This is a genomic window from Enterobacter cloacae complex sp. SHL021, from assembly GCF_049237765.1.
Lineage (GTDB): Bacteria > Pseudomonadota > Gammaproteobacteria > Enterobacterales > Enterobacteriaceae > Enterobacter > Enterobacter cloacae.
This window is the reverse complement of sequence record NZ_JBMKJG010000012.1, coordinates 145,258-166,017: the sequence shown is the minus strand read 5'-3', so window position 1 is coordinate 166,017 and position 20,760 is coordinate 145,258. Positions and strand designations below refer to the sequence as shown.

Annotated in this window: 20 protein-coding genes; 10 read left to right on the top strand and 10 right to left on the bottom strand. The window is 56.1% G+C overall.

Annotated features, from left to right (window positions below):
- Positions 1-109: 109 nt before the first annotated feature.
- Together ACOTZF_RS14230 and ACOTZF_RS14225 are read right to left on the bottom strand one after the other, a co-directional pair.
- A complete protein-coding gene (locus ACOTZF_RS14230; RefSeq protein WP_013098707.1) occupies positions 110-598 on the bottom strand; it encodes a TIGR00645 family protein in 489 nt (162 codons plus the stop codon).
- A 72-nt stretch (positions 599-670) separates the two neighbouring features.
- Entirely contained in the window at positions 671-1,174 is a 504-nt protein-coding gene (locus ACOTZF_RS14225) for an ESA_00282 family adhesion-associated protein (RefSeq protein ID WP_013098708.1), read from the bottom strand.
- A 104-nt stretch (positions 1,175-1,278) separates the two neighbouring features.
- Here ACOTZF_RS14225 and ACOTZF_RS14220 point away from each other — a divergent pair, with 104 nt between their 5' ends.
- Together ACOTZF_RS14220 and ACOTZF_RS14215 are read left to right on the top strand one after the other, a co-directional pair.
- A complete protein-coding gene (locus ACOTZF_RS14220) occupies positions 1,279-1,683 on the top strand; it encodes a hypothetical protein (protein ID WP_129252117.1) in 405 nt (134 codons plus the stop codon).
- A gap of 1 nt (position 1,684) precedes the next feature.
- Positions 1,685-2,134 (top strand): cytoplasmic protein, encoded by a 450-nt coding sequence (locus ACOTZF_RS14215; RefSeq protein ID WP_129252115.1) that lies wholly within the window; start codon positions 1,685-1,687, stop codon positions 2,132-2,134.
- Between the two features lie 42 nt (positions 2,135-2,176).
- Here ACOTZF_RS14215 and exbD read toward each other — a convergent pair whose 3' ends face one another.
- Positions 2,177-2,602: a TonB system transport protein ExbD gene (gene exbD, locus ACOTZF_RS14210; RefSeq protein ID WP_129252113.1), complete on the bottom strand. Its 426-nt coding sequence runs from the start codon at positions 2,600-2,602 to the stop codon at positions 2,177-2,179.
- Positions 2,603-2,608: 6 nt separating this feature from the next.
- Positions 2,609-3,340, bottom strand: a complete 732-nt coding sequence (exbB, locus tag ACOTZF_RS14205; RefSeq protein WP_013098712.1) for a tol-pal system-associated acyl-CoA thioesterase — start codon at positions 3,338-3,340, stop codon at positions 2,609-2,611.
- A gap of 251 nt (positions 3,341-3,591) precedes the next feature.
- On the opposite strand from exbB, the gene metC reads away from it, so the two are divergent.
- Together metC and yghB are read left to right on the top strand one after the other, a co-directional pair.
- Complete coding sequence (gene metC / locus ACOTZF_RS14200) at positions 3,592-4,779, top strand: cystathionine beta-lyase (RefSeq protein ID WP_013098713.1); 1,188 nt, start codon at positions 3,592-3,594, stop codon at positions 4,777-4,779.
- A 142-nt stretch (positions 4,780-4,921) separates the two neighbouring features.
- Positions 4,922-5,581 (top strand): DedA family general envelope maintenance protein YghB, encoded by a 660-nt coding sequence (gene yghB, locus ACOTZF_RS14195; RefSeq protein ID WP_013098714.1) that lies wholly within the window; start codon positions 4,922-4,924, stop codon positions 5,579-5,581.
- A 45-nt stretch (positions 5,582-5,626) separates the two neighbouring features.
- Here yghB and ACOTZF_RS14190 read toward each other — a convergent pair whose 3' ends face one another.
- Entirely contained in the window at positions 5,627-6,526 is a 900-nt protein-coding gene (locus tag ACOTZF_RS14190) for an AraC family transcriptional regulator (protein WP_023619917.1), read from the bottom strand.
- A gap of 195 nt (positions 6,527-6,721) precedes the next feature.
- Here ACOTZF_RS14190 and yqhD point away from each other — a divergent pair, with 195 nt between their 5' ends.
- Positions 6,722-7,885 (top strand): alcohol dehydrogenase, encoded by a 1,164-nt coding sequence (yqhD, locus tag ACOTZF_RS14185; protein ID WP_129252111.1) that lies wholly within the window; start codon positions 6,722-6,724, stop codon positions 7,883-7,885.
- 105 nt (positions 7,886-7,990) lie between these two features.
- On the top strand, positions 7,991-8,818 hold the full coding sequence (dkgA, locus tag ACOTZF_RS14180; RefSeq protein WP_129318037.1) for a 2,5-didehydrogluconate reductase DkgA: 828 nt from the start codon (positions 7,991-7,993) through the stop codon (positions 8,816-8,818).
- Between the two features lie 85 nt (positions 8,819-8,903).
- On the opposite strand, the gene ACOTZF_RS14175 is transcribed toward dkgA, so the two are convergent.
- Entirely contained in the window at positions 8,904-11,078 is a 2,175-nt protein-coding gene (locus tag ACOTZF_RS14175) for a YgiQ family radical SAM protein (protein WP_038420579.1), read from the bottom strand.
- Positions 11,079-11,278: 200 nt separating this feature from the next.
- Here ACOTZF_RS14175 and ACOTZF_RS14170 point away from each other — a divergent pair, with 200 nt between their 5' ends.
- On the top strand, positions 11,279-12,754 hold the full coding sequence (locus ACOTZF_RS14170) for a TrkH family potassium uptake protein (RefSeq protein ID WP_013098720.1): 1,476 nt from the start codon (positions 11,279-11,281) through the stop codon (positions 12,752-12,754).
- Between the two features lie 30 nt (positions 12,755-12,784).
- Here ACOTZF_RS14170 and ftsP read toward each other — a convergent pair whose 3' ends face one another.
- The 4 genes from ftsP to ACOTZF_RS14150 all read right to left on the bottom strand — a co-directional run bounded on the left by ftsP (position 12,785) and on the right by ACOTZF_RS14150 (position 17,937).
- Positions 12,785-14,197, bottom strand: a complete 1,413-nt coding sequence (gene ftsP, locus ACOTZF_RS14165) for a cell division protein FtsP (RefSeq protein WP_013098721.1) — start codon at positions 14,195-14,197, stop codon at positions 12,785-12,787.
- A gap of 59 nt (positions 14,198-14,256) precedes the next feature.
- Positions 14,257-14,994, bottom strand: coding sequence for a 1-acylglycerol-3-phosphate O-acyltransferase (gene plsC, locus ACOTZF_RS14160; protein ID WP_013098722.1), 738 nt, complete (start codon positions 14,992-14,994; stop codon positions 14,257-14,259).
- Between the two features lie 164 nt (positions 14,995-15,158).
- Positions 15,159-17,417, bottom strand: coding sequence for a DNA topoisomerase IV subunit A (gene parC, locus ACOTZF_RS14155; protein WP_062676670.1), 2,259 nt, complete (start codon positions 17,415-17,417; stop codon positions 15,159-15,161).
- Between the two features lie 118 nt (positions 17,418-17,535).
- Positions 17,536-17,937: a YgiW/YdeI family stress tolerance OB fold protein gene (locus ACOTZF_RS14150; RefSeq protein WP_020689494.1), complete on the bottom strand. Its 402-nt coding sequence runs from the start codon at positions 17,935-17,937 to the stop codon at positions 17,536-17,538.
- A 139-nt stretch (positions 17,938-18,076) separates the two neighbouring features.
- Here ACOTZF_RS14150 and qseB point away from each other — a divergent pair, with 139 nt between their 5' ends.
- From qseB to ACOTZF_RS14135, 3 genes are all read left to right on the top strand, one after another.
- Positions 18,077-18,736 (top strand): quorum sensing response regulator transcription factor QseB, encoded by a 660-nt coding sequence (gene qseB / locus ACOTZF_RS14145; protein WP_020689493.1) that lies wholly within the window; start codon positions 18,077-18,079, stop codon positions 18,734-18,736.
- Positions 18,733-20,070 carry a quorum sensing histidine kinase QseC gene (gene qseC / locus ACOTZF_RS14140; RefSeq protein ID WP_061771813.1) on the top strand — a complete coding sequence of 446 codons (1,338 nt, stop codon included), beginning with the start codon at positions 18,733-18,735 and terminating at the stop codon, positions 20,068-20,070. Before qseB ends, qseC begins: the two co-directional genes overlap by 4 nt.
- A gap of 105 nt (positions 20,071-20,175) precedes the next feature.
- Complete coding sequence (locus tag ACOTZF_RS14135) at positions 20,176-20,757, top strand: NAD(P)H-dependent oxidoreductase (RefSeq protein ID WP_062934223.1); 582 nt, start codon at positions 20,176-20,178, stop codon at positions 20,755-20,757.
- The last annotated feature ends 3 nt before the right edge of the window (positions 20,758-20,760 follow it).

The window sequence follows — 20,760 nt, the reverse complement described above, 5'->3', positions numbered from 1 at the left end:
TTAACGAGATGAAAAAGCTGGGAAAAGAGTACAGTAATATGGTCATGGTGGCATGACCATATTACTGGGGATCCCTCAGCCCACAGGGAGAGGGTGGTTAAGAAGGAAATTACTTCTTGCTGATCTTATCCAGATACCCCATCACAAACGCCGAAAGCACAAACGTCAGATGGATAATGACATACCACATTAGTTTGTTGTCCGGGACATTCTTTGCGTCCATGAACACGCGTAACAGGTGGATGGAGGAGATCGCCACAATCGAGGCGGCCACTTTATTCTTCAGCGACGTGGCATCCATTTTGCCCAGCCAGCTCAGCTTTTCTTTACGCGCGTCGATATCAAGCTGGGAGACAAAATTCTCATAGCCAGAGAACATCACCATCACCAGTAAGCCCCCCACCAGCGTCATATCCACCAGTGACAGCAGCACCAGAATCAAATCTGCTTCGGCAATGGAAAAGATGTTCGGCAGAACATGCAAGATTTCCTGGAAGAACTTAATCGTGAGCGCAATCAGCGCCAGCGAAAGGCCAAAATAGACGGGTGCCAGTATCCAGCGCGAGGCGTACATAGCGTTTTCAAAGAAGCGTTCCATAAAGTCCTGTCTGCAAACGAAACCAGCACTCAGTATATCGCAACGGCGCTGACTGTTTGCAACAACTAACCATTACACGTTGTCAGGATCCACCTCAGGGCGCGCATACTCCGGCCAGACCAGCACCACCAGCTCCGGATAGGCTTCCAGGCTGAACTCGCGAAAGCACTGACGCAGGTTTAATACGTCTAAATCGGAATACGAGACCTTCTCACCGTTCAGACAGCGCTTTTTGATATTGTCGTAATATTTATAGACCGCTGAATTCAGGTCACTGCAGCGACGCTGCGCTTCAAACAGGCCCGGCGTGTCATTAATTTCCGACATTTTCATCCGCTTTATTGTCGCGTGCAAAAAGTCGATATATTCATGGTTCACCCGCCAGTACCAAACCGGCGTCACCGAGTTCATCAAAACAGAGAAATGGTCTTCACCTTCCTCTTTAGTCATCAGTTCAGGCTGTGGGGTTTCACTGGTGTCTTTCGACTCTTTCGTTTTATTGAACTCCTGCATCAATAAAAGAACACCAGCGGTCAGTAATAGTAATGTAATGACCGTAAAAAAGATGCTGTTCATGGGTTGGCTCCATTTTTTTTGATTTTAAAATTGCCTCATGATATTGTCAACGAATCTCACGCCTTTATCTTCCCCACCTTGTTGAAATTAAAGGAAATTAAAAAATGTTGCCCGACTATCTCGTCCCGGCTAAGTACCACATCACGCCTGTGGAACAGCAACCGACGGAAGCAGAAAAAGAGGCTAATTTCACTCAGGGAAAAAGAAAGCTCGCTGATTTTGAACCAGACATATTAATTGGTGTTTCCCGTAGCGGCAAATCCCGTAATATGTTGCTGGAAGAGCACGATCGTCATATAAAGGATCGGTTATTTCGCGCTATCAAAATTGAAGCCTTTGTCCACCTGTTGAATGACCTGCAGGCAGAAGGCGAAATAGATGCCCAGAAACTAAGTCAAATAATGGCCGAAAAGACCAAGGAAATAAATGAAGCGGGCAATAAAATTTGGCTTAATCTAATTACGCGAGAAAAAAACAACCCTATTTTTTATAACCTGGGGGAAGATTAATGTGAAAGACGTTAAAGATAACGATGTCTATTTGACTTTAGATGAGAAAAAAAGTGACGAATTTATCTTAAAGCAAAATCTCGAGGCTTTGCGTAACACCAAAAACGCCGAGATGACGCGTATTACCCAGGATCTGGTTTCCATTCCGGCGACGCTGGTGCGCCTGAAATGGCAGAACCGCCGCGAGATTTATCCCTTACAGGTCAAGGAAGAGATTTACGGCGCCGTGATGAATGCCATCATAGAACAACGGCCCGAGCTGAAAGAGAAGCTTCTGGGGCGTCTGGAGGCCAATTATCAGTATCTGCTGGCCAGAGAAACCGCGACCCTGCGCCTGACGCGCAAACTGTCCGACGGCGAGTATCGTACCTCAAACGTCACCAGCGTCGCGCTTGACGAGGAGGCGCTGGCAGCCCTCTCTCCCGCGTCGACGGATAACAAAAACGAATAACCCGACAGGCATAAAAAAAGCCGGCTTTCGCCAGCTTCTTCGTTATTTCGCGGCCGCTTTCTCTTCGCCGACCAGCCCAATCTTCAGATAACCCGCCTGATGCAGCGTATCCATGACCTTCATCATGGTCTCGTAATCAACGGTTTTATCCGCACGGAAGAAGACCGTCGTGTCTTTCTTACCGCCAGTGAGCTGATCCAGCGCCGGGATGACAGAGTCAGCCGTCACCGGGTCGTTGCCGAGGAACATCGATTTATCTGCTTTCACCGACAGATAGATGGGCTTTTCCGGGCGCGGCTGCGGCTGGCTGGACAAGGCCGGCAGGTTTACCTTCACGTCGACCGTCGCCAGCGGCGCAGCAACCATGAAGATAATCAGCAGAACCAGCATAACGTCGATAAACGGCGTCACGTTGATTTCATGCATTTCGCCGTTATCGTCCAGATTTTCATTAAGACGCATTGCCATAATTCATTAACCTACGCGCAGTTTGGACGCCGCGTGCACCGGTTTAGCGGCACTGGCATTCAGATCAAGATCGCGGCTTTGCAGCAGCAGAACCTGCGCGGCGACGTCACCGAGGGTGGCTTTATAGCTGCCAATCATGCGCGCGAAGACGTTATAGATAACCACCGCAGGGATCGCCGCAACCAGACCGATAGCGGTCGCCAGCAGCGCTTCGGCGATACCCGGTGCAACTACCGCCAGGTTCGTCGTTTGGGTTTGCGCAATCCCGATAAAGCTGTTCATGATGCCCCAGACCGTACCGAACAGCCCCACGAACGGCGAGATGGCCCCGATGGTCGCCAGATATCCATTGCCCCGGCCCATATGGCGACCCACGGCGGCGACGCGACGCTCCAGACGGAAGCCGGTACGTTCTTTAATACCTTCGTTATCTTCACTGCCTGCGGAGAGTTCCAGCTCGTTTTGCGCTTCGTTAACTAACAGGGTGGTCAGGCTTTTCGCGTGGAAGGATGAGGTCATATCAGACGCCTGATCCAGAGAGCGGGCTTCAGCCAGCTGCTGTTGCTCACGCTTGAGGCGGCGCTTCTGAGAAATCAGCTCGGCGCTCTTGCCAAAGAAGATAGCCCACGTGATCACGGACGCCAGAATCAGGCCGATCATCACAATCTTAACCACGATGTCAGCATGATGATACATGCCCCAAACGGAGAGATCCGTCTGCATCAAATTATTACCCACTCTGTATCTCCAGGACGCAAATCACAAAATCTGAACGTAATAATATCAAAACATCGTCGAATTGATAGTCGTTCTCATTACTATTTACATAGTGCCGCAATTTTCGCTCATATTCCTTGCGCTTACGCAGTAAAAATTTCTTATGCGGTTTTTTGCTAATATTTTCTGCTTATTCGATAAGCATCCGGGTGCAGATTTTCACATTCGTGGTAGTCTGGACGTCCAGACGTATAAAAACAGGGTTAGCGAACATGACCAAGAAGCATCTTGATACCACGCTGGTACAGGCCGGGCGCAGCAAGAAATATACTCAGGGTTCGGTGAACAGCGTGATCCAACGGGCCTCCTCGCTGGTGTTTGATACCGTAGAGGACAAAAAAATCGCCACGCGTAACCGCGCCAAAGGCGGGCTGTTTTACGGACGTCGTGGCACGCTAACCCACTTCTCACTGCAGGAAGCCATGTGCGAGCTGGAAGGCGGCGCAGGCTGCGCGCTGTTTCCGTGCGGTGCGGCGGCAGTCGCCAACACCATTCTGGCGTTCGTGGAACAAGGCGACCATATTCTGATGACCAACACCGCCTATGAACCGAGCCAGGATTTCTGCACCAAAATCCTCTCCCGACTCGGCGTAACCACGGGCTGGTTCGATCCGCTGATTGGCGAAGGCATCGCAGAGCTTATTCAGCCCAACACGCGCATTGTGTTCCTGGAATCTCCGGGTTCGATCACCATGGAAGTACACGACGTGCCGGCCATTGTGAAAGCCGTGCGCAGCAAAGCACCAGAGGCGATTATCATGATCGACAACACCTGGGCGGCAGGCGTGCTGTTTAAAGCGCTGGAATTCGACATTGATATCTCCATTCAGGCGGCGACCAAATATCTGATTGGCCACTCAGACGGGATGATCGGCACGGCCGTTTCTAACGCCCGCTGCTGGGATCAGCTGCGGGAAAATGCCTACCTGATGGGGCAGATGGTCGATGCCGATACCGCCTACATGACCAGCCGAGGCATCCGCACGCTGGGGGTGCGCCTGCGTCAGCATCACGAAAGCAGCCTGAAGATAGCTGAGTGGCTGGCGCAGCACCCGCAGGTTGAGCGCGTCAACCATCCGGCACTGCCGGGCAGTAAAGGGCATGAATTCTGGCAACGAGACTTTACGGGCAGCAGCGGTTTGTTCTCATTCGTCCTAAAAAAACGGCTGAATAATGACGAGCTGGCAAGCTATCTGGATAATTTTACCCTCTTCAGCATGGCCTACTCCTGGGGCGGGTTTGAATCCCTGATCCTGCCTAATCAGCCGGAGCAGATTGCGGCCCTGCGCCCTGGCGGTGAAGTGGACTTCAGCGGCACCCTGATTCGCCTGCATATCGGTTTAGAAAACGCGGACGATTTAATTGCCGATTTAGCAGCAGGGTTTGCGCGTATCGTGTAGAGTGCTGGCAAACATGTACTCCATGGATGCTTTTGTGGACACCGCCACCAGAAAAGTCTGCATTAGTTGCGCCCGCGATCAACCCCATCGGGCAAATAAGGGAGTACAATAGTGCTATATCTGTTGTTCCACAGGAAAGTCCATGGCTGTTATTCAAGATATTATCGCGGCGCTCTGGCAACACGACTTCGCCGCACTGACCGATCCTCACGTTGTAGGTATCGTCTATTTCGTGATGTTCGCGACCCTGTTTCTGGAAAATGGATTACTGCCAGCCTCATTTTTACCCGGTGATAGCCTCCTTTTGCTTGCGGGGGCGTTAATCGGTAAAGGTGTCATGGACTTCGCGCCGACCATGGTGATCCTCACCTCCGCGGCAAGCCTGGGCTGCTGGCTGAGCTATCTGCAGGGCCGCTGGCTCGGCAACACGCGCGTCGTGAAGGGCTGGCTGGCGCAGCTACCGCATAAATACCATCAGCGTGCGACCTGCATGTTTGACAGGCATGGCCTGCTGGCCTTGCTGGCCGGGCGTTTTCTGGCCTTTGTTCGCACCTTGCTGCCCACCATGGCAGGCATTTCCGGCCTGTCGAACCGCCGCTTCCAGTTCTTCAACTGGCTCAGCGCGTTGTTATGGGTGGGTGTCGTTACCACTCTCGGCTACGCGCTGAACATGATCCCGTTTGTGAAGCACCATGAAGACCAGGTAATGACCTTCCTGATGGTGCTGCCGATGTTCCTGCTGGTGGCTGGACTGGTGGGAACGATTGCGGTGGTGATTAAGAAGAAGTACTGCAGTGCATAAATAAAAGCCGGGTGGCGCTATCGCTTACCCGGCCTACGTTTGCCGTCAGACTCCCTGCATGGTTCGGATGCGTGACGCATCCTCTCCCGGCGTGACGCCGAAGTAGCGCTTAAACTCCCGACTAAACTGCGACGCGCTCTCATACCCGACCCGCATCGCCGCCGCGCTGGCCTTCATGCCGTCGTGGATCATCAGCATCCGCGCCTTATGCAGCCGGTAGGTTTTGAGGTATTGCAGCGGCGAGGTGCTGGTCACCGACTTAAAGTTGTGGTGAAACGCCGAGACGCTCATGTTCGCTTCCGCCGCCAGCTGGTCAACGCTGAGGTTTTCCGTGTACTGGCTTTCGATGCGCTTGAGTACGCGGCTTATCAGGCTGAAGTGGGTCTGCCGACTGACCAGCGCCAGTAGTGCCCCGCCACCCGGCCCCAGCAGCACATGATAAAGAATTTCGCGGATGATTTGCTTACCCAGAATACGCGCATCCAGCGGCCTCTCCATCACGTCCAGCAGACGCTCAATGGCACAGAGGATCTCCTCTGACAGCGTGGCAGAGTTAATGCCGCTCGCCGCCATCGACGGCTGGAAAAGCTCGTCTTCGCCAATGTCCATCAGCAGCTCCTGAAGCTGAAGAATATCGACATTTACGCGGATCCCCGCCAGCGGTACCTCCTCTGTCGCGAAGGTTTCACATTCGAAGGGTAAAGGTACTGTCAGCAGCAGATATTCATTGGTGTCATAACGGAACACGCGTTCATTGATATAACCAATTTTATGGCCGGAAAAGAGAAAAACGATGCCCGGCTGATACATCACCGGCGTCCGCGTTCCCGGCTGCGTCCCGTAGAGCAGGCGAATATCCGGCAGCAGTTCGCCTGGGTTATTTTGCTTATCAATCAGTCTTTTAATCTGCGAAGTGAGCTGAAGACAGATGGCTTCACGGTTCATTTAGCGTTACTCCGGGTACGGTTTGCGACCCTCACAGTCTGCGCATTTTCCTGACGTTTCTCCAGTGCTCTGTAGAAATGGGCAAGACATCGGCAGGAATGTGCATTGAGAGGATATCCCCGGGCAGCCACAATGTGCAGCATCAGGTAGCCATCCGCGCCGCCACGATTTTTCACCCACGATAGGGAACGAGCCATGAATAATTTTAATCTCCACACCCCAACCCGCATCCTGTTTGGTAAAGGCGCTATCGCCGATCTGCGTGCACAGATCCCCGCTGACGCCCGCGTGCTGATCACCTACGGTGGCGGCAGCGTGAAAAAAACCGGCGTGCTGGATCAGGTTTACAGCGCACTGGAAGGTCTGGACGTACGCGAGTTTGGCGGTATCGAGCCAAACCCTTCTTATGAAACGCTGATGAACGCGGTGAAAATCGCCCGCGAAGAAAACATCACCTTCCTGCTGGCTGTCGGCGGGGGCTCCGTGCTGGACGGCACGAAGTTCATCGCCGCGGCAGCACACTACGCCGACGGTATCGACCCATGGCATATCCTGGAAACCCGTGGCAGCGACATTAAAAGCGCGATCCCGATGGGCTCCGTGCTGACCCTGCCAGCCACCGGTTCTGAATCCAACAAAGGCGCGGTGATCTCCCGTAAAACCACCGGAGACAAACAGGCCTTTATGAACGAGCACGTTCAGCCCGTATTCGCGATCCTCGATCCGGTGTACACCTACACCCTGCCCGCGCGTCAGGTCGCGAACGGCGTGGTCGACGCCTTTGTTCACACCGTTGAGCAGTACGTGACCTATCCGGTGGATGCCAAAATTCAGGATCGTTTTGCGGAAGGCATTCTGCTGACGCTGGTCGAAGAGGGTCCGAAGGCGCTGAAAGAGCCAGAAAACTACGACGTGCGTGCCAACGTGATGTGGGCTGCAACGCAGGCGCTGAACGGCCTGATTGGCGCAGGCGTGCCGCAGGACTGGGCAACCCACATGCTGGGCCATGAACTGACGGCGATGCACGGTCTGGATCACGCCCAGACGCTGGCGGTGGTTCTGCCGGCCCTGTGGAACGAAAAACGTGATACCAAACGCGCCAAACTGCTGCAGTACGCGGAACGCGTCTGGAACATCACCGAAGGTTCTGACGACGCGCGTATCGATGCGGCAATCGAAGCGACCCGCAACTTCTTTGAAAGCCTGGGCGTGCCGACGCGTCTGTCCGGCTATGGTCTGGATGGCAGCTCTATCCCTGCCCTGCTGGCTAAACTTGAAGAACACGGCATGACTCAGCTGGGCGAACACGGCGACATTACGCTGGACGTTAGCCGTCGTATCTACGAGGCGGCGCGCTAAGCGTTTTTGGCATCCTGCCTTTCGTTTTTTGACATTTCGTCCAGACTTAATGCACACCCCATCGCCGGAGTCCCCCTCCGGCGATGCGCACCTGAAGGAGGAAAAATGGCAAACCAAACCGTAATCAAGCTGCAGGACGGCAACGTGATGCCCCAGTTGGGGCTAGGTGTATGGAAAGCCGGTAACGACGAGGTCGTCTCCGCCATTCATAAAGCACTGGAAGTCGGCTATCGGTCCATTGATACCGCCGCCGCCTACAAAAACGAGGACGGCGTGGGGAAAGCACTGGCCAGCGCCGGTATGCCCCGCGACGACCTTTTTATCACCACCAAACTGTGGAACGACGACCAAAAGCGCCCACGCGAAGCCCTGCAGGAGAGCCTGGAGAAACTCCAGCTCGATTTCGTCGATCTGTATCTGATGCACTGGCCGGTTCCGGCTATCGACCATTATGTTGATGCCTGGAAAGGGATGATTGAACTGCAAAAAGAGGGGCTGGTGAAAAGCATCGGCGTCTGTAACTTCCAGGTTCATCACCTGCAGCGTCTGATTGACGAAACGGGCGCTGTACCGGTGATTAATCAGATTGAACTGCACCCGCTGATGCAGCAGCGCCAGCTTCACGCCTGGAACGCTACTCACAAAATCCAGACCGAATCCTGGAGCCCGCTGGCTCAGGGCGGTGAAGGGGTGTTCGACCAGAAAATTATCCGCGATCTGGCGGATAAATATGGCAAAACCCCGGCGCAGATTGTCATTCGCTGGCACCTGGACAACGGCCTAGTGGTGATCCCGAAATCGGTCACGCCATCGCGCATCGCCGAGAACTTCGACGTCTGGGATTTCCGCCTGGATAAAGATGAGCTGGGCGAGATTGCGAAACTGGATCAGGGCAAGCGTTTAGGGCCCGATCCGGATCAGTTTGGCGGGTAGTAAAAAGCCGGGTGGCGGCTGCGCCTTACCCGGCCTACGATCTGAGTTGTAGGCCCGGTAAGCGAAGCGCCACCGGGCAATGAGACTAGCCGCTCTTACGTTTCACATTCTTTTTCGTTCCCGCGCTACCGTTCGAACGCTGATGCACAATTGGCGTATGCTTGGTCAGCGCCGGGCGCGTATGGCGGTTCTGGCGACGCGCTTCGCGCATCTCATCCAGCGTTGGTGCCGGCACCAGACAGTCGCGACGCGAGCCAATCAGATGCTTTTTCCCCATCTCTTCCAGCGCCTGGCGGATCAGCGGCCAGTTAGCCGGATCGTGGTAGCGCAGCAGCGCTTTGTGCAGACGACGCTGTTTATCCCCTTTCGGCACCACCACGTCTTCACTCTTGTAACCAATTTTACTCAGCGGGTTTTTGCCGGTGTAGTACATGGTTGTGGAGTTGGCGAGCGGTGACGGATAGAAGTTCTGCACCTGATCCAGACGGAAGCGACGCTGTTTCAGCCACAGCGCCAGGTTCACCATGTCTTCATCGCGCGTACCCGGGTGGGCGGAGATGAAGTACGGGATCAGGTACTGCTCTTTCCCTGCCTGCTTTGAGTAGGTATCGAACAGCTGTTTAAAGCGATCGTAGCTGCCCATCCCCGGCTTCATCATTTTCGACAGCGGGCCTTCTTCGGTGTGCTCCGGCGCAATCTTCAGATAGCCACCGACGTGGTGCGTCGCCAGCTCTTTGATGTAGCGCGGATCTTCCACAGCGATGTCGTAACGTACCCCGGAGGCAATCAGGATTTTCTTGATGCCCTTCAAATCACGCGCGCGGCGATAGAGGTTGATCGTCGGCTCGTGGTTGGTGTCCATATGTTCGCAAATGCTTGGATAGACACAGGAGAGACGGCGGCAGGTTTGCTCCGCGCGCGGCGATTTACAGCGCAGCATGTACATATTGGCCGTTGGGCCGCCGAGGTCGGAGATCACCCCGGTAAAGCCAGGCACGGTATCGCGAATGGCTTCGATCTCGTTGATGATCGAATCTTCAGAACGGCTCTGAATAATGCGCCCCTCGTGCTCGGTAATGGAGCAGAAGGAACAGCCGCCGAAGCAGCCGCGCATGATGTTGATCGAGAAGCGGATCATCTCATACGCCGGGATACGGGCGTTGCCGTACGCCGGGTGCGGCACGCGTTTGTACGGCAGCGCAAAGACGCTGTCCATCTCTTCGGTGGAGAGCGGGATCGCCGGTGGGTTGATCCAGATAAAACGCTCGCCGTGCTTCTGCATCAACGCACGCGCACAGCCGGGGTTGGTTTCATGGTGCAGAATACGGGACGCATGGGCGTAGAGCACCTTATCGGCTTTCACCTTCTCGTAGGACGGCAGCAGCACATAGGTCTTTTCCCACGGTTTCGGACGCGGCGGCTGCACGACGATTGCCTTCGCTTCCGCTTTCTTTGGCTCAACCGGTTTGTTATCGGCGCACGGCAGATCTTCGCCATACGGGTGCGGGATAGGATCGATTTTGCCCGGCATATCGATGATGCGGGAATCCACCCCGCGCCAGCCCGGCAGCGCTTCTTTCACCATGATGGCGGTGTTGCGCACGTCGCGGATGCTGCTCACCGGCTCGCCCTGCGACAGACGGTGCGCCACTTCTACCAGTGGACGCTCGCCGTTACCGTAAATCAGCATGTCGGCTTTGGAGTCCACCAGCACCGAGCGGCGCACGGTATCAGACCAGTAATCATAGTGCGCGGTACGACGCAGGCTCGCCTCGATGCCGCCCAGGATCACCGGCACATCTTTCCAGGCTTCTTTACAGCGCTGGGTGTAGACCAGCGTGGCGCGGTCAGGGCGTTTGCCCGCCACGTTATCCGGTGTGTACGCATCGTCATGGCGCAGCTTACGGTCGGCGGTATAGCGGTTGATCATCGAGTCCATGTTACCGGCGGTCACGCCGAAGAACAGGTTCGGTTTACCCAGACGCATAAAGTCGTCTTTGCTGTTCCAGTCTGGCTGGGAGATGATCCCCACGCGGAAGCCCTGCGCTTCAAGCATGCGGCCGCAGATGGCCATACCGAAGCTCGGGTGGTCAACGTAGGCATCGCCCGTGACCAGAATGATATCGCAGCTATCCCAGCCCAGTTGGTCCATCTCTTCCCGGGACATCGGCAGGAACGGCGCCGGTCCAAAGCAGGCCGCCCAGTACTGGGGCCACGAGAAAAGGTCACGATCCGGCTGGATCAGGGAAATTGCGCTCATAATGCTTCCGAAGAAAAAATAGACAAAAGGAGCCGGATTATACGCTGTTCATCCGCCGGATTTGAAGAAAAGGATGCAAGAGGCAGACAGATATTCATAGAAGTCGTTAAAATACAGCGCCCTGATTATTTTGGCTCATAATATTCACTCTAACTTCCGGTGATTTTCCCCCGGAACAGGTTCTTGCGCGGAGTTCTGTTGTGAAGTTCAACGATTCGTTACATGTCTCCCAGCTGCGGGTTGTGCTTCATCTCTGCGGGTTTCTGGTTCTTCTGTACAGCCTGTCTATGCTGCCGCCGATGGTTATCGCTCTGCTGAATAAAGAGCGAACCTATTTTGCTTTTTTGACCACCTTTTTGACCTTTTTCAGCCTCGGCGGCCTGGCCTGGCGGGCAACCCGTCACGCCGGTATACAGCTACGCACCCGCGACGGATTCGTGATTATCGTCCTGTTCTGGCTGCTGTTCTCATTAATCAGCGCCATGCCGCTCTGGATGGACGATGGCCTGCAACTCTCCTTTGCTGACGCACTTTTTGAAGGCGTTTCCGGGATCACCACCACGGGCGCAACGGTGATCGGCGACGTCAGCGCCCTGCCCAAATCGTACCTCTATTATCGCGCGCAGCTCAATTTCATTGGCGGGCTGGGCGTCATCGTGCTGGCCGTCGCGGTCCTGCCGCTGCTGGGCATCGGTGGTATGAAGCTGTACCAGTCAGAAATGCCCGGCCCGTTTAAAGAGGAGCGTCTGACGCCCCGGCTCGCCGATACCGCACGCACCCTGTGGGTCACCTATCTGGCGCTGGGGATAACCTGCACGCTGGCGTACTGGCTGGCGGGGATGCCCTTTTTTGATGCCGTTTGTCACGGGCTCTCCACCGTATCCCTGGGCGGCTTTTCAACCCGCAGCGAGAGCATCGGTTTTTATGACAGCCACGCGATTGAGCTTGTCGCCGGCACCTTTTCGCTGCTTTCGGCGTTTAACTTTACCCTCTGGTATGTCGCCCTTGTCAGACGCACGCTGAAGCCGATTCGCCGCAGCCCGGAGGTGAGATTCTTTCTGGCCGCTGCCGCGGTGCTTATCGCCATTACCGCCTGGCAGGTCTGGCACGCGGGAATGTATAACCCTCTCGACAGCCTGGTGCACGCCTTCTTCCTGGCAAGCTCAATGATGACCGATAACGGCCTTTCAACGGCCGATTACGCCCACTGGCCTGCCCACACCATATTCCTGCTGCTGAGCGCCAGCTTCTTTGGTGGCTGCGTGGGTTCGACCTGCGGTGGGATTAAGGCCCTGCGTTTTCTGATGATGTTCAAGCAGAGTATTCAGGAGATGAATCAGCTGGCGCATCCGCGGGCGCTGCTGACCATCAAGGTTGGCAACAGCGTGGTGAATGAGCGCGTCCTGCGTTCAGTATGGAGCTTCTTCTTTCTCTACGTGATGATCACAGGCTTTTTCGTCTGGGCGCTCAATCTGATGGGCTATGACCTGTTTACATCATTTGCGACGGTGGCTGCCTGTATCAACAATATGGGGCTGGGCTTTGGCGAAACGGCATCAACCTTCGGGACGTTAAAGGAAGAGGCCAAGCTGTTGATGTGCGCGGCGATGATCTTAGGACGTCTGGAAATTTATCCGGTGTTGATCCTGTGCTCGCGCTTTTTCTGGCGGGCATAACGCATTCCCGGCGCACCGGGAATGCTGTGCTTACGGCGCCGGGTTAACCAGCATTTGCCCTACGGAGCCCCTGTCCATCATCTCCAGCGTCTGGCTGTGGAACAGGAACGGGAAGTGCGGCCAGGAAGGCTGGCCGTAGTAGACAAGCAGTTCAACCTGACCATCCACCCAGACGGTGTCTTTCCAGCCCCTGTCTTCCGGGAATGGCATCGCGCCGTTCACGTTGCGGATCAGGAATGACACACCTTCAATATGGAACGACTGCGGCATGTCGGAGCGAACGGTCCAGCGCTCCCAGGTGCCCTGCTGGGCAGTAATGTCGATACGGTTAACGTCCCACAGCGCGCCGTTGATGCCCGGGTCGTCGCCGAGGCTGATATCACGGCTGCGCACCGGCGAACCGCTCATGATCTCCTGCGGCAGCAGGCGCATGGGCAGGCTGTCGGTCACCAGCGGCAGGAGACCGGTTGGGCGCAGGGTCAGCACCAGCGTGGAGACCAGAATGCTCGACGGCTCAAAGAAGCCACGAATGCGATCCACAATGCTCGCCGCTTCGCCGCAGGTCACCGAGACTTCATCGCCGTTGGTCATATCCACGAGGATTTCACGGCGTTCACCCGGGGCAAGCGCCAGCTGTTTAACGGACACCGGCGCCGGTAAAAAGCCCTGGTCGCCAGAGATCACATGCAGCGGGCGGCCATCGCTCATCTGCAACAGATAGCGGCGCGAGTTAGAGGCGTTCAGCAGACGCAGGCGAACCCAGCCGCGCGAGACTTCGACATACGGACTTTGCGCGCCGTTGACCAGCAGCGTGTCGCCAACAAAGCCACCGCTACCCGGCTCGCTGTATTCCGGTGTGCCAAAGTTATCCAGACGCTTGTCCTGGATAATGACCGGGAAATCATCCACGCCGTAGTGGTTTGGAATGGGCAGAGATTTACTGACCTCGTCTTCTATCAGCCACATCCCGGCCAGGCCGTTATAAACCTGCTGGGCAGTGCGGTTAGGGGTATTAGCGTGATACCACAGCGTCGCCGCGCTCTGACGGATCGGCAGTACGGGAGCCCAGTCGGCGTTAGGCGACATCATGCGCGCGGCCCCGCCAATCAACGGGCCGGGAACCTGCAATCCGCTGATGGTCATCGCCACATTTTCAGGCGTGCGGTTGCTGTAGATGAGCTTCACGTCATCGCCATTCCACACGCGGATGGTCGGCCCAAGGTAGCGCCCGTTAATGCCCCAGACCGGCGCGCGGGTTCCCTGGGTAAACGACCAGTGGCTTCGCTGTAGCGTCAGGAATAGCGGCTGCCCGCGACGGGATTCAATCAACGGCGGAATGGGCAGCGGCTGTTGCTGCCCGGCGGCGCTGGCTGTCAGCGGCATCGCACCCGCACAAAGGGCGATCCCTGAAGCCTGAATAAACTGACGCCGACTGAGTGACATATAAGCTCCATCTGAAACGACTAACAACGCGGGAATTCGTTTTCCCTTTTAACGCCGGATTAGATCTTCCCGGCGGCTTCTCTCTCTGCGACTTCTTTGTCGAGCTGAGCAATATGCTGAACCATCAGTTCACGGCAGTGCGCTGCCAGCTCGCGGACCTGATCTTTACCGTATTTGCTGGTATCGACCGGCGGCAGCATCTCGACAATCACCAGCCCGTTATTCAGGCGGTTAAGATTAATCTTATTCGATGTATTGGAAACACACACGGGAATAATTGGAACGCCCGCCGCAATTGCGGCATGAAACGCCCCGGTTTTAAACGGCAGCAGACCGCGACCGCGGCTGCGCGTGCCTTCCGGGAACATCCAGATAGAAATGCGGCGCTTTTTGAAGTGGTTCACCACTTCCGCAATGGTACCGTGCGCTTTTGCGCGGTTATTACGGTCAATCAGCAGGTTACCCGTCAGCCAGTAGAGCTGGCCGAAAAAGGGGATCCACAGCAGGCTCTTCTTACCCACCGTCACGGTCGGCGGCAGCACGATGTTAGAGGCGGTCACCATATCGTAGTTATTTTGATGGTTTGCGATATAGATGGCGTTACCGAAATTCTCCGCCCCTTCCGGCAGACGCTTTTCAACCTTCAGGCCAAACAGCGGCGCAAGACGACCAAACATGTGGCCGAAGGTGGCGACATGCTTCGGGTTACGCGGGCTGAACAGGCAATAGATGCAGCCGAAAACACAGACCAGAATGCAGTAGATAACGGTAAGAATAAGACGAACAATGTATAGCATAGCGACCTCTGAAGCCCTGACAGCTGACAATTATACTTCACCTGTGGCCAGGTAAGGACTTTATTACGAGCGCGTATTGTTAATCGCAACGCACGAATTAACAACGGTTTTACGGGAAATTTTATTGGATATCCCCCTCCGGAACAGAGGGGGATCGAAACGCGTTACTCTTCGCTGTCGCCCGCGCTGCTGCGTGCAGGAGAATCGATCTCCACGCGGTCGATACGCTGCAGGCCGCGCATCAGCGAACCGCGGCGTCCGCGCTCGCCCACCACCTTCTGCAACTCTTCCGGACGCAGCTTGATTTTACGCTTGCCGACATGAATGGTCAGCGTGCTCTGCGGCGGCAGAATGAAGAGATGCGCCAGGCCATCTTCACCTTTCGCGGCTTCCGCCGACGGGATGTTGATGATCTTATTGCCCTTCCCTTTTGACAACTCCGGCAGGTCGCTGACCGGGAACATCAGCATGCGCCCGGCAGATGTAATGGCCAGCAGCATGTCGCTCTCGTTCTCAACCACCAGCGGCGGCATAACGTGTGCGTTATCCGGCAGGCTGATCATGGCTTTACCGGCACGGTTACGTGACACGAGATCGTTAAAGGTACAGATAAAGCCGTAACCCGCATCAGAGGCCAACAGCAGTTTCTGGTCGTCGGCTTCCATCAGCATGTGGTCAACCGTCGCCCCCGGCGGCAGCGTCAGCTTGCCGGTCAGCGGTTCGCCCTGACCACGCGCGGAAGGCAGCGTGATCGGATCGATGGCGTAACTGCGGCCCGTGGAGTCAATAAACGCCACCGGCTGGTTGCTCTTGCCTTTCACGGCCGCCTTGAAGCTGTCGCCCGCTTTGTAGCTCAGCCCCGGCGCGTCGATATCATGGCCTTTGGCGCTACGCACCCAGCCGCTCTGGGACAGGACGATGGTGACCGGCTCTGAAGGCTGCATGTCATGCTCGTTCATCGCCTTCGCTTCTTCGCGCTCATGCAGCGGAGAACGGCGGTCGTCGCCGAAGGCATCGGCATCGGCCTGCAACTCTTTCTTCAGCAGGGTGTTCATTTTGCGTTCGGACGCAAGGATCGCCTGCAGCTGATCGCGCTCTTTTTCCAGCTCGTTCTGCTCACCGCGGATCTTCATCTCTTCCAGCTTAGCGAGATGGCGCAGCTTCAGTTCGAGGATCGCTTCAGCCTGGGTTTCACTGATACCAAAGCGCGACATTAACGCGGGCTTCGGCTCGTCCTCGGTACGGATGATCTCAATGACTTCATCGATATTGAGGAACGCGACCAGCAAACCTTCGAGGATATGCAGGCGCTTAAGCACTTTCTCCAGACGGTGGTTCAGACGACGGCGCACCGTATCGCGACGGAAGGTCAGCCATTCGGAGAGGATCTCCAGCAGGTTTTTCACCGCCGGGCGTCCGTCCAGACCGATCATGTTCAGGTTGATGCGGTAGCTTTTTTCCAGGTCGGTGGTGGCAAACAGGTGGTTCATCACCTGCTCCATGTCCACGCGGTTAGAGCGCGGCACGATCACCAGACGGGTTGGGTTTTCGTGGTCGGATTCATCGCGCAGGTCGTCCACCATCGGCAGCTTTTTATTGCGCATCTGGGAGGCGATCTGCTCCAGCACCTTGGCACCAGAGACCTGATGCGGCAGCGCGGTGATCACCACGGCGCCGTCCTCTTTGGTCCACACCGCGCGCATGCGCACGGAGCCACGGCCGTTCTGGTAGATTTTGCGGATTTCCGCACGCGAGGTGATGATCTCAGCTTCGGTCGGGAAGTCCGGCCCCTGAACGATATCCAGCAGCTCGTCCAGCGAGGTTTTCGGCTGTTCAATCAGGGTGATGGCGGCTTTCGCCACTTCACGCAGGTTGTGTGGCGGGATGTCCGTCGCCATACCGACCGCGATACCGGTGGTGCCGTTCAGCAGGATATTCGGCAGACGTGCAGGCAGCATTTTCGGCTCCTGCAGCGTGCCGTCGAAGTTTGGCACCCAGTCCACCGTCCCCTGGCCGAGTTCGCCCAGCAGCACTTCGGCATATTTAGACAGACGGGATTCGGTATAACGCATTGCCGCGAAGGATTTCGGATCGTCCGGTGCCCCCCAGTTCCCCTGACCGTCCACCAGCGGGTAACGATAAGAGAACGGCTGGGCCATCAGCACCATCGCTTCATAACAGGCGATGTCGCCGTGCGGATGGTATTTACCCAGTACGTCACCGACGGTACGGGCGGATTTCTTGAACTTGGCGGTGGCGTTCAGCCCCAGCTCGGACATCGCATAGACGATGCGACGCTGAACGGGCTTCAGGCCATCCCCGATAAACGGCAATGCCCTGTCCATGATGACGTACATGGAGTAGTTCAGGTAGGCGTTTTCCGTGAATTCATGTAGCGCGAGGCGCTCTGCCATATCGCTCATTACGTGTGATTCCTCAACTCAGAAACCGATGGGTTTCAGGCAATATTGCCGCAGATACTACCCTATCTGGCGAGTTGAGTCACAAAGAAAAAGGGCCGGATAAGCGGCCCTTTCTGGGTTATTTCGTCAGCTTGATAACCTGCTTCACGTCGATTTCAAATTCGTTCCAGTCTTTATCGACCTTACCCTGCAGCTCAACTTTATCCTGCGGGGACACGGTCACACCGTTCCAGCGCTTATGATCAATCTCAACCACCACCGTGCCGGTCTCGTCGCGGAAGGTGTAGCGGTCATCGGACAGGCGTTCGGTGATGTTCCCGCGCAGCTTCACCCAGGCGTCGTCCTTCAGGTCTTTGACTTTCGCGGCCGTTGTCAGGTTGGCGTTGTTATCAACAAAACCGCCTGCCTGCGTCTGAGTCTGGGGTTGGGTAGCTGATGGGCCCGTAAAACCGCCCTGAGCAGCGAAGACCGGTGCGGTGGTCATCATCATGATAGCAGCCATTGCAGCGAATTTTTTCATATTCATCTCTCCCTTTAATGTGGTGTCGCAATCCATTAAACAGGGTAATCCTTAACAACTTCTTAAGGGGAAAATTTATATTTTTTTACTGTACAGCAGGCGGATCCAGAGGGTTTACTGACGCCATCAAGGAGGGGATATGCGCATATTACTGGTAGAAGACGACAAGCTGATTGGTGATGGCATCAAAGCGGGCTTAAGCAAAATGGGCTTCAGCGTGGACTGGTTCACCGACGGAAAAACCGGCCAGGCGGCGCTCTGTTCTGCCCCTTACGATGCGGTGGTGCTTGACCTGACGCTACCGGAGATCGACGGTCTGGCGATCCTGCGCGCCTGGCGCGAAAGCGGGCGCAGCGAGCCGGTGCTTATCCTGACCGCGCGGGATGCGCTGAATCAGCGCGTCGAGGGGTTACGCCTGGGGGCCGATGATTACCTCTGCAAACCCTTCGCGCTGATCGAAGTGGCCGCCCGCCTTGAGGCGCTGGTGCGTCGCAGCCACGGTCAGACGCGCAGCGAACTGCGTCACGGCAAAGTGACGCTCGACCCGACAAGCCTCGTCGCCACGCTGGAGGGGGAAACGCTGGCCCTCAAGCCCAAAGAGTTCGCCCTGCTGGAGTTACTGATGCGCAATGCGGGCCGCGTCCTGCCGCGTAAAGCGATCGAAGAGAAGCTCTATACGTGGGACGATGACGTCTCCAGTAACGCCGTGGAAGTTCACGTCCATCATCTGCGGCGTAAGCTGGGCAGCGAATTTATCCGCACGGTTCATGGTATCGGCTATACCCTGGGTGACGCATGAAACTGAGCCTGAAACTCCGTCTGACGCTTCTTTTTCTGCTGCTGTCGCTGACGGCCTGGTTTGCCGCAAGCCTTGTCGCCTGGCAGCAGACGACCCACAAGCTCGATAAGCTGTTTGATACCCAGCAGATGCTGTTTGCTAAACGGCTGCTGACGATGGATCTGGATGAGATCCGCGCTCCGGAGCGGATGCGCGAGATCCCCAAAAAAGTGAAGCACGGTCGCCTGGACGACGATGCTCTGGCCTTCGCCATTTACGCTACCGACGGCACGATGATCCTCAATGACGGGGAAAACGGCCGCGACATCCCGTATCACTATCGCCGCGATGGGTTTGATGACGGCAGGCTCAAAGACGACAACGATGACTGGCGTTTCTTATGGCTGACCTCGCCGGACGGGAAGTACCGCGTGGTGGTCGGTCAGGAGTGGGAATACCGGCAGGAGATGGCGCTGGATGTGGTCAGCTCGCAGCTGACGCCGTGGCTGGTGGCGCTACCGGTGATGCTGCTGTTGCTGATTGTCCTGCTGAGCCGGGAGCTTAAGCCATTGAAAAAACTGGCTCAGACGTTGCGCCTGCGCTCGCCGGATGCCACCGACACCCTGCCGACACAGGGCGTGCCATCAGAAGTGCGCCCCCTTCTGGACTCCCTGAACCACCTCTTTACCCGAACCCAGGAGATGATGAGCCGCGAGCGCCGCTTTACCTCCGATGCCGCGCACGAATTACGTAGCCCGCTGGCGGCCCTGAAGGTGCAAACCGACGTGGCGCAACTCTCTCTGGACGACCCGCAGGCGCAGGAAAAAGCGCTCTCGCAGCTCCACGCGGGGATCGACCGGGCATCCCGGCTGGTGGATCAACTCCTCACTCTCTCGCGTCTGGACTCTCTGGAAAATCTCGACGATGTCGAACCGATAAAGATGGCCGATTTGCTGCAATCAGCGGTTCTGGACATCTGGCATCCGGCGCAGCAGGCGGGTATCGACGTTCGCCTGAACATCAACGCCCCGCAGGCTGAACGCACGGGTCAGCCGCTGCTGTTGAGCCTGCTGGTGCGTAACCTGCTGGATAACGCCGTTCGTTACAGCCCGCGCGGTAGCGTGGTTGACGTTACGCTGGACGCCCGTTGCTTCTCCGTACGCGACAACGGACCAGGGATCGCCCCCGAGGCGTTGGCCCGTATTGGCGAGCGTTTTTATCGTCCACCCGGCCAGGATGCCACGGGCAGCGGGCTGGGATTATCGATTGTAAAACGCATTGCTGCCCTGCACGGAATGCGCGTTTCACTGGATAATGCTGCGGAAGGCGGCGTTGATGTGAAGGTGTGCTGGTAAGGGATTATTGCATTTAACGCAAAAGACTTTGCACATTTTGCTCATTTTACCGTATCGCCCTCGCGCGTAGAATACTCGCCATACTCTCATCGACGAGGACAAATAATGAGCAACATTCTGATTATCAACGGTGCGAAAGAATTCGCCCACTCTAAAGGCCGGTTGAATGACACCCTGACCGAGGTCGCGGACGGCTTCCTGCGCGACGCCGGGCATGATGTTAAGGTTGTTCGCGCAGACAGCCATTACGACGTGAAAGCCGAAGTGCAGAACTTCCTGTGGGCTGACGTGGTTATCTGGCAGATGCCGGGCTGGTGGATGGGCGCACCGTGGACCGTGAAAAAATACATGGATGACGTGTTCACTGAGGGCCACGGTTCACTGTATGCCAGCGACGGCCGTACCCGTTCAGACGCGTCTAAAAAATATGGCTCAGGCGGCCTGATTCAGGGCAAGAAATATATGCTCTCCCTGACCTGGAACGCCCCGCTGGACGCGTTCACCGATAAAGATCAGTTCTTTGAAGGCGTAGGGGTAGACGGCGCATACCTGCCGTTCCACAAGGCTAACCAGTTCCTCGGCATGGAGCCGCTGCCGACCTTTATCGTCAACGACGTGATTAAAATGCCTGACGTCCCGCGCTATATCGCAGAATATCGCAAGCATCTGGCTGAAATTTTTGCTTAACTG

Coding starts and splice junctions, on each gene's coding strand:
- ACOTZF_RS14230 (WP_013098707.1), bottom strand. CDS start 598: ATGGAACGCTTCTTTGAAAACGCTATGTACGCCTCGCGCTGGATACTG.
- ACOTZF_RS14225 (WP_013098708.1), bottom strand. CDS start 1,174: ATGAACAGCATCTTTTTTACGGTCATTACATTACTATTACTGACCGCT.
- ACOTZF_RS14220 (WP_129252117.1), top strand. CDS start 1,279: ATGTTGCCCGACTATCTCGTCCCGGCTAAGTACCACATCACGCCTGTG.
- exbD (WP_129252113.1), bottom strand. CDS start 2,602: ATGGCAATGCGTCTTAATGAAAATCTGGACGATAACGGCGAAATGCAT.
- metC (WP_013098713.1), top strand. CDS start 3,592: ATGACCAAGAAGCATCTTGATACCACGCTGGTACAGGCCGGGCGCAGC.
- yghB (WP_013098714.1), top strand. CDS start 4,922: ATGGCTGTTATTCAAGATATTATCGCGGCGCTCTGGCAACACGACTTC.
- ACOTZF_RS14190 (WP_023619917.1), bottom strand. CDS start 6,526: ATGAACCGTGAAGCCATCTGTCTTCAGCTCACTTCGCAGATTAAAAGA.
- yqhD (WP_129252111.1), top strand. CDS start 6,722: ATGAATAATTTTAATCTCCACACCCCAACCCGCATCCTGTTTGGTAAA.
- dkgA (WP_129318037.1), top strand. CDS start 7,991: ATGGCAAACCAAACCGTAATCAAGCTGCAGGACGGCAACGTGATGCCC.
- ACOTZF_RS14175 (WP_038420579.1), bottom strand. CDS start 11,078: ATGAGCGCAATTTCCCTGATCCAGCCGGATCGTGACCTTTTCTCGTGG.
- ftsP (WP_013098721.1), bottom strand. CDS start 14,197: ATGTCACTCAGTCGGCGTCAGTTTATTCAGGCTTCAGGGATCGCCCTT.
- plsC (WP_013098722.1), bottom strand. CDS start 14,994: ATGCTATACATTGTTCGTCTTATTCTTACCGTTATCTACTGCATTCTG.
- parC (WP_062676670.1), bottom strand. CDS start 17,417: ATGAGCGATATGGCAGAGCGCCTCGCGCTACATGAATTCACGGAAAAC.
- ACOTZF_RS14150 (WP_020689494.1), bottom strand. CDS start 17,937: ATGAAAAAATTCGCTGCAATGGCTGCTATCATGATGATGACCACCGCA.
- qseB (WP_020689493.1), top strand. CDS start 18,077: ATGCGCATATTACTGGTAGAAGACGACAAGCTGATTGGTGATGGCATC.
- qseC (WP_061771813.1), top strand. CDS start 18,733: ATGAAACTGAGCCTGAAACTCCGTCTGACGCTTCTTTTTCTGCTGCTG.
- ACOTZF_RS14135 (WP_062934223.1), top strand. CDS start 20,176: ATGAGCAACATTCTGATTATCAACGGTGCGAAAGAATTCGCCCACTCT.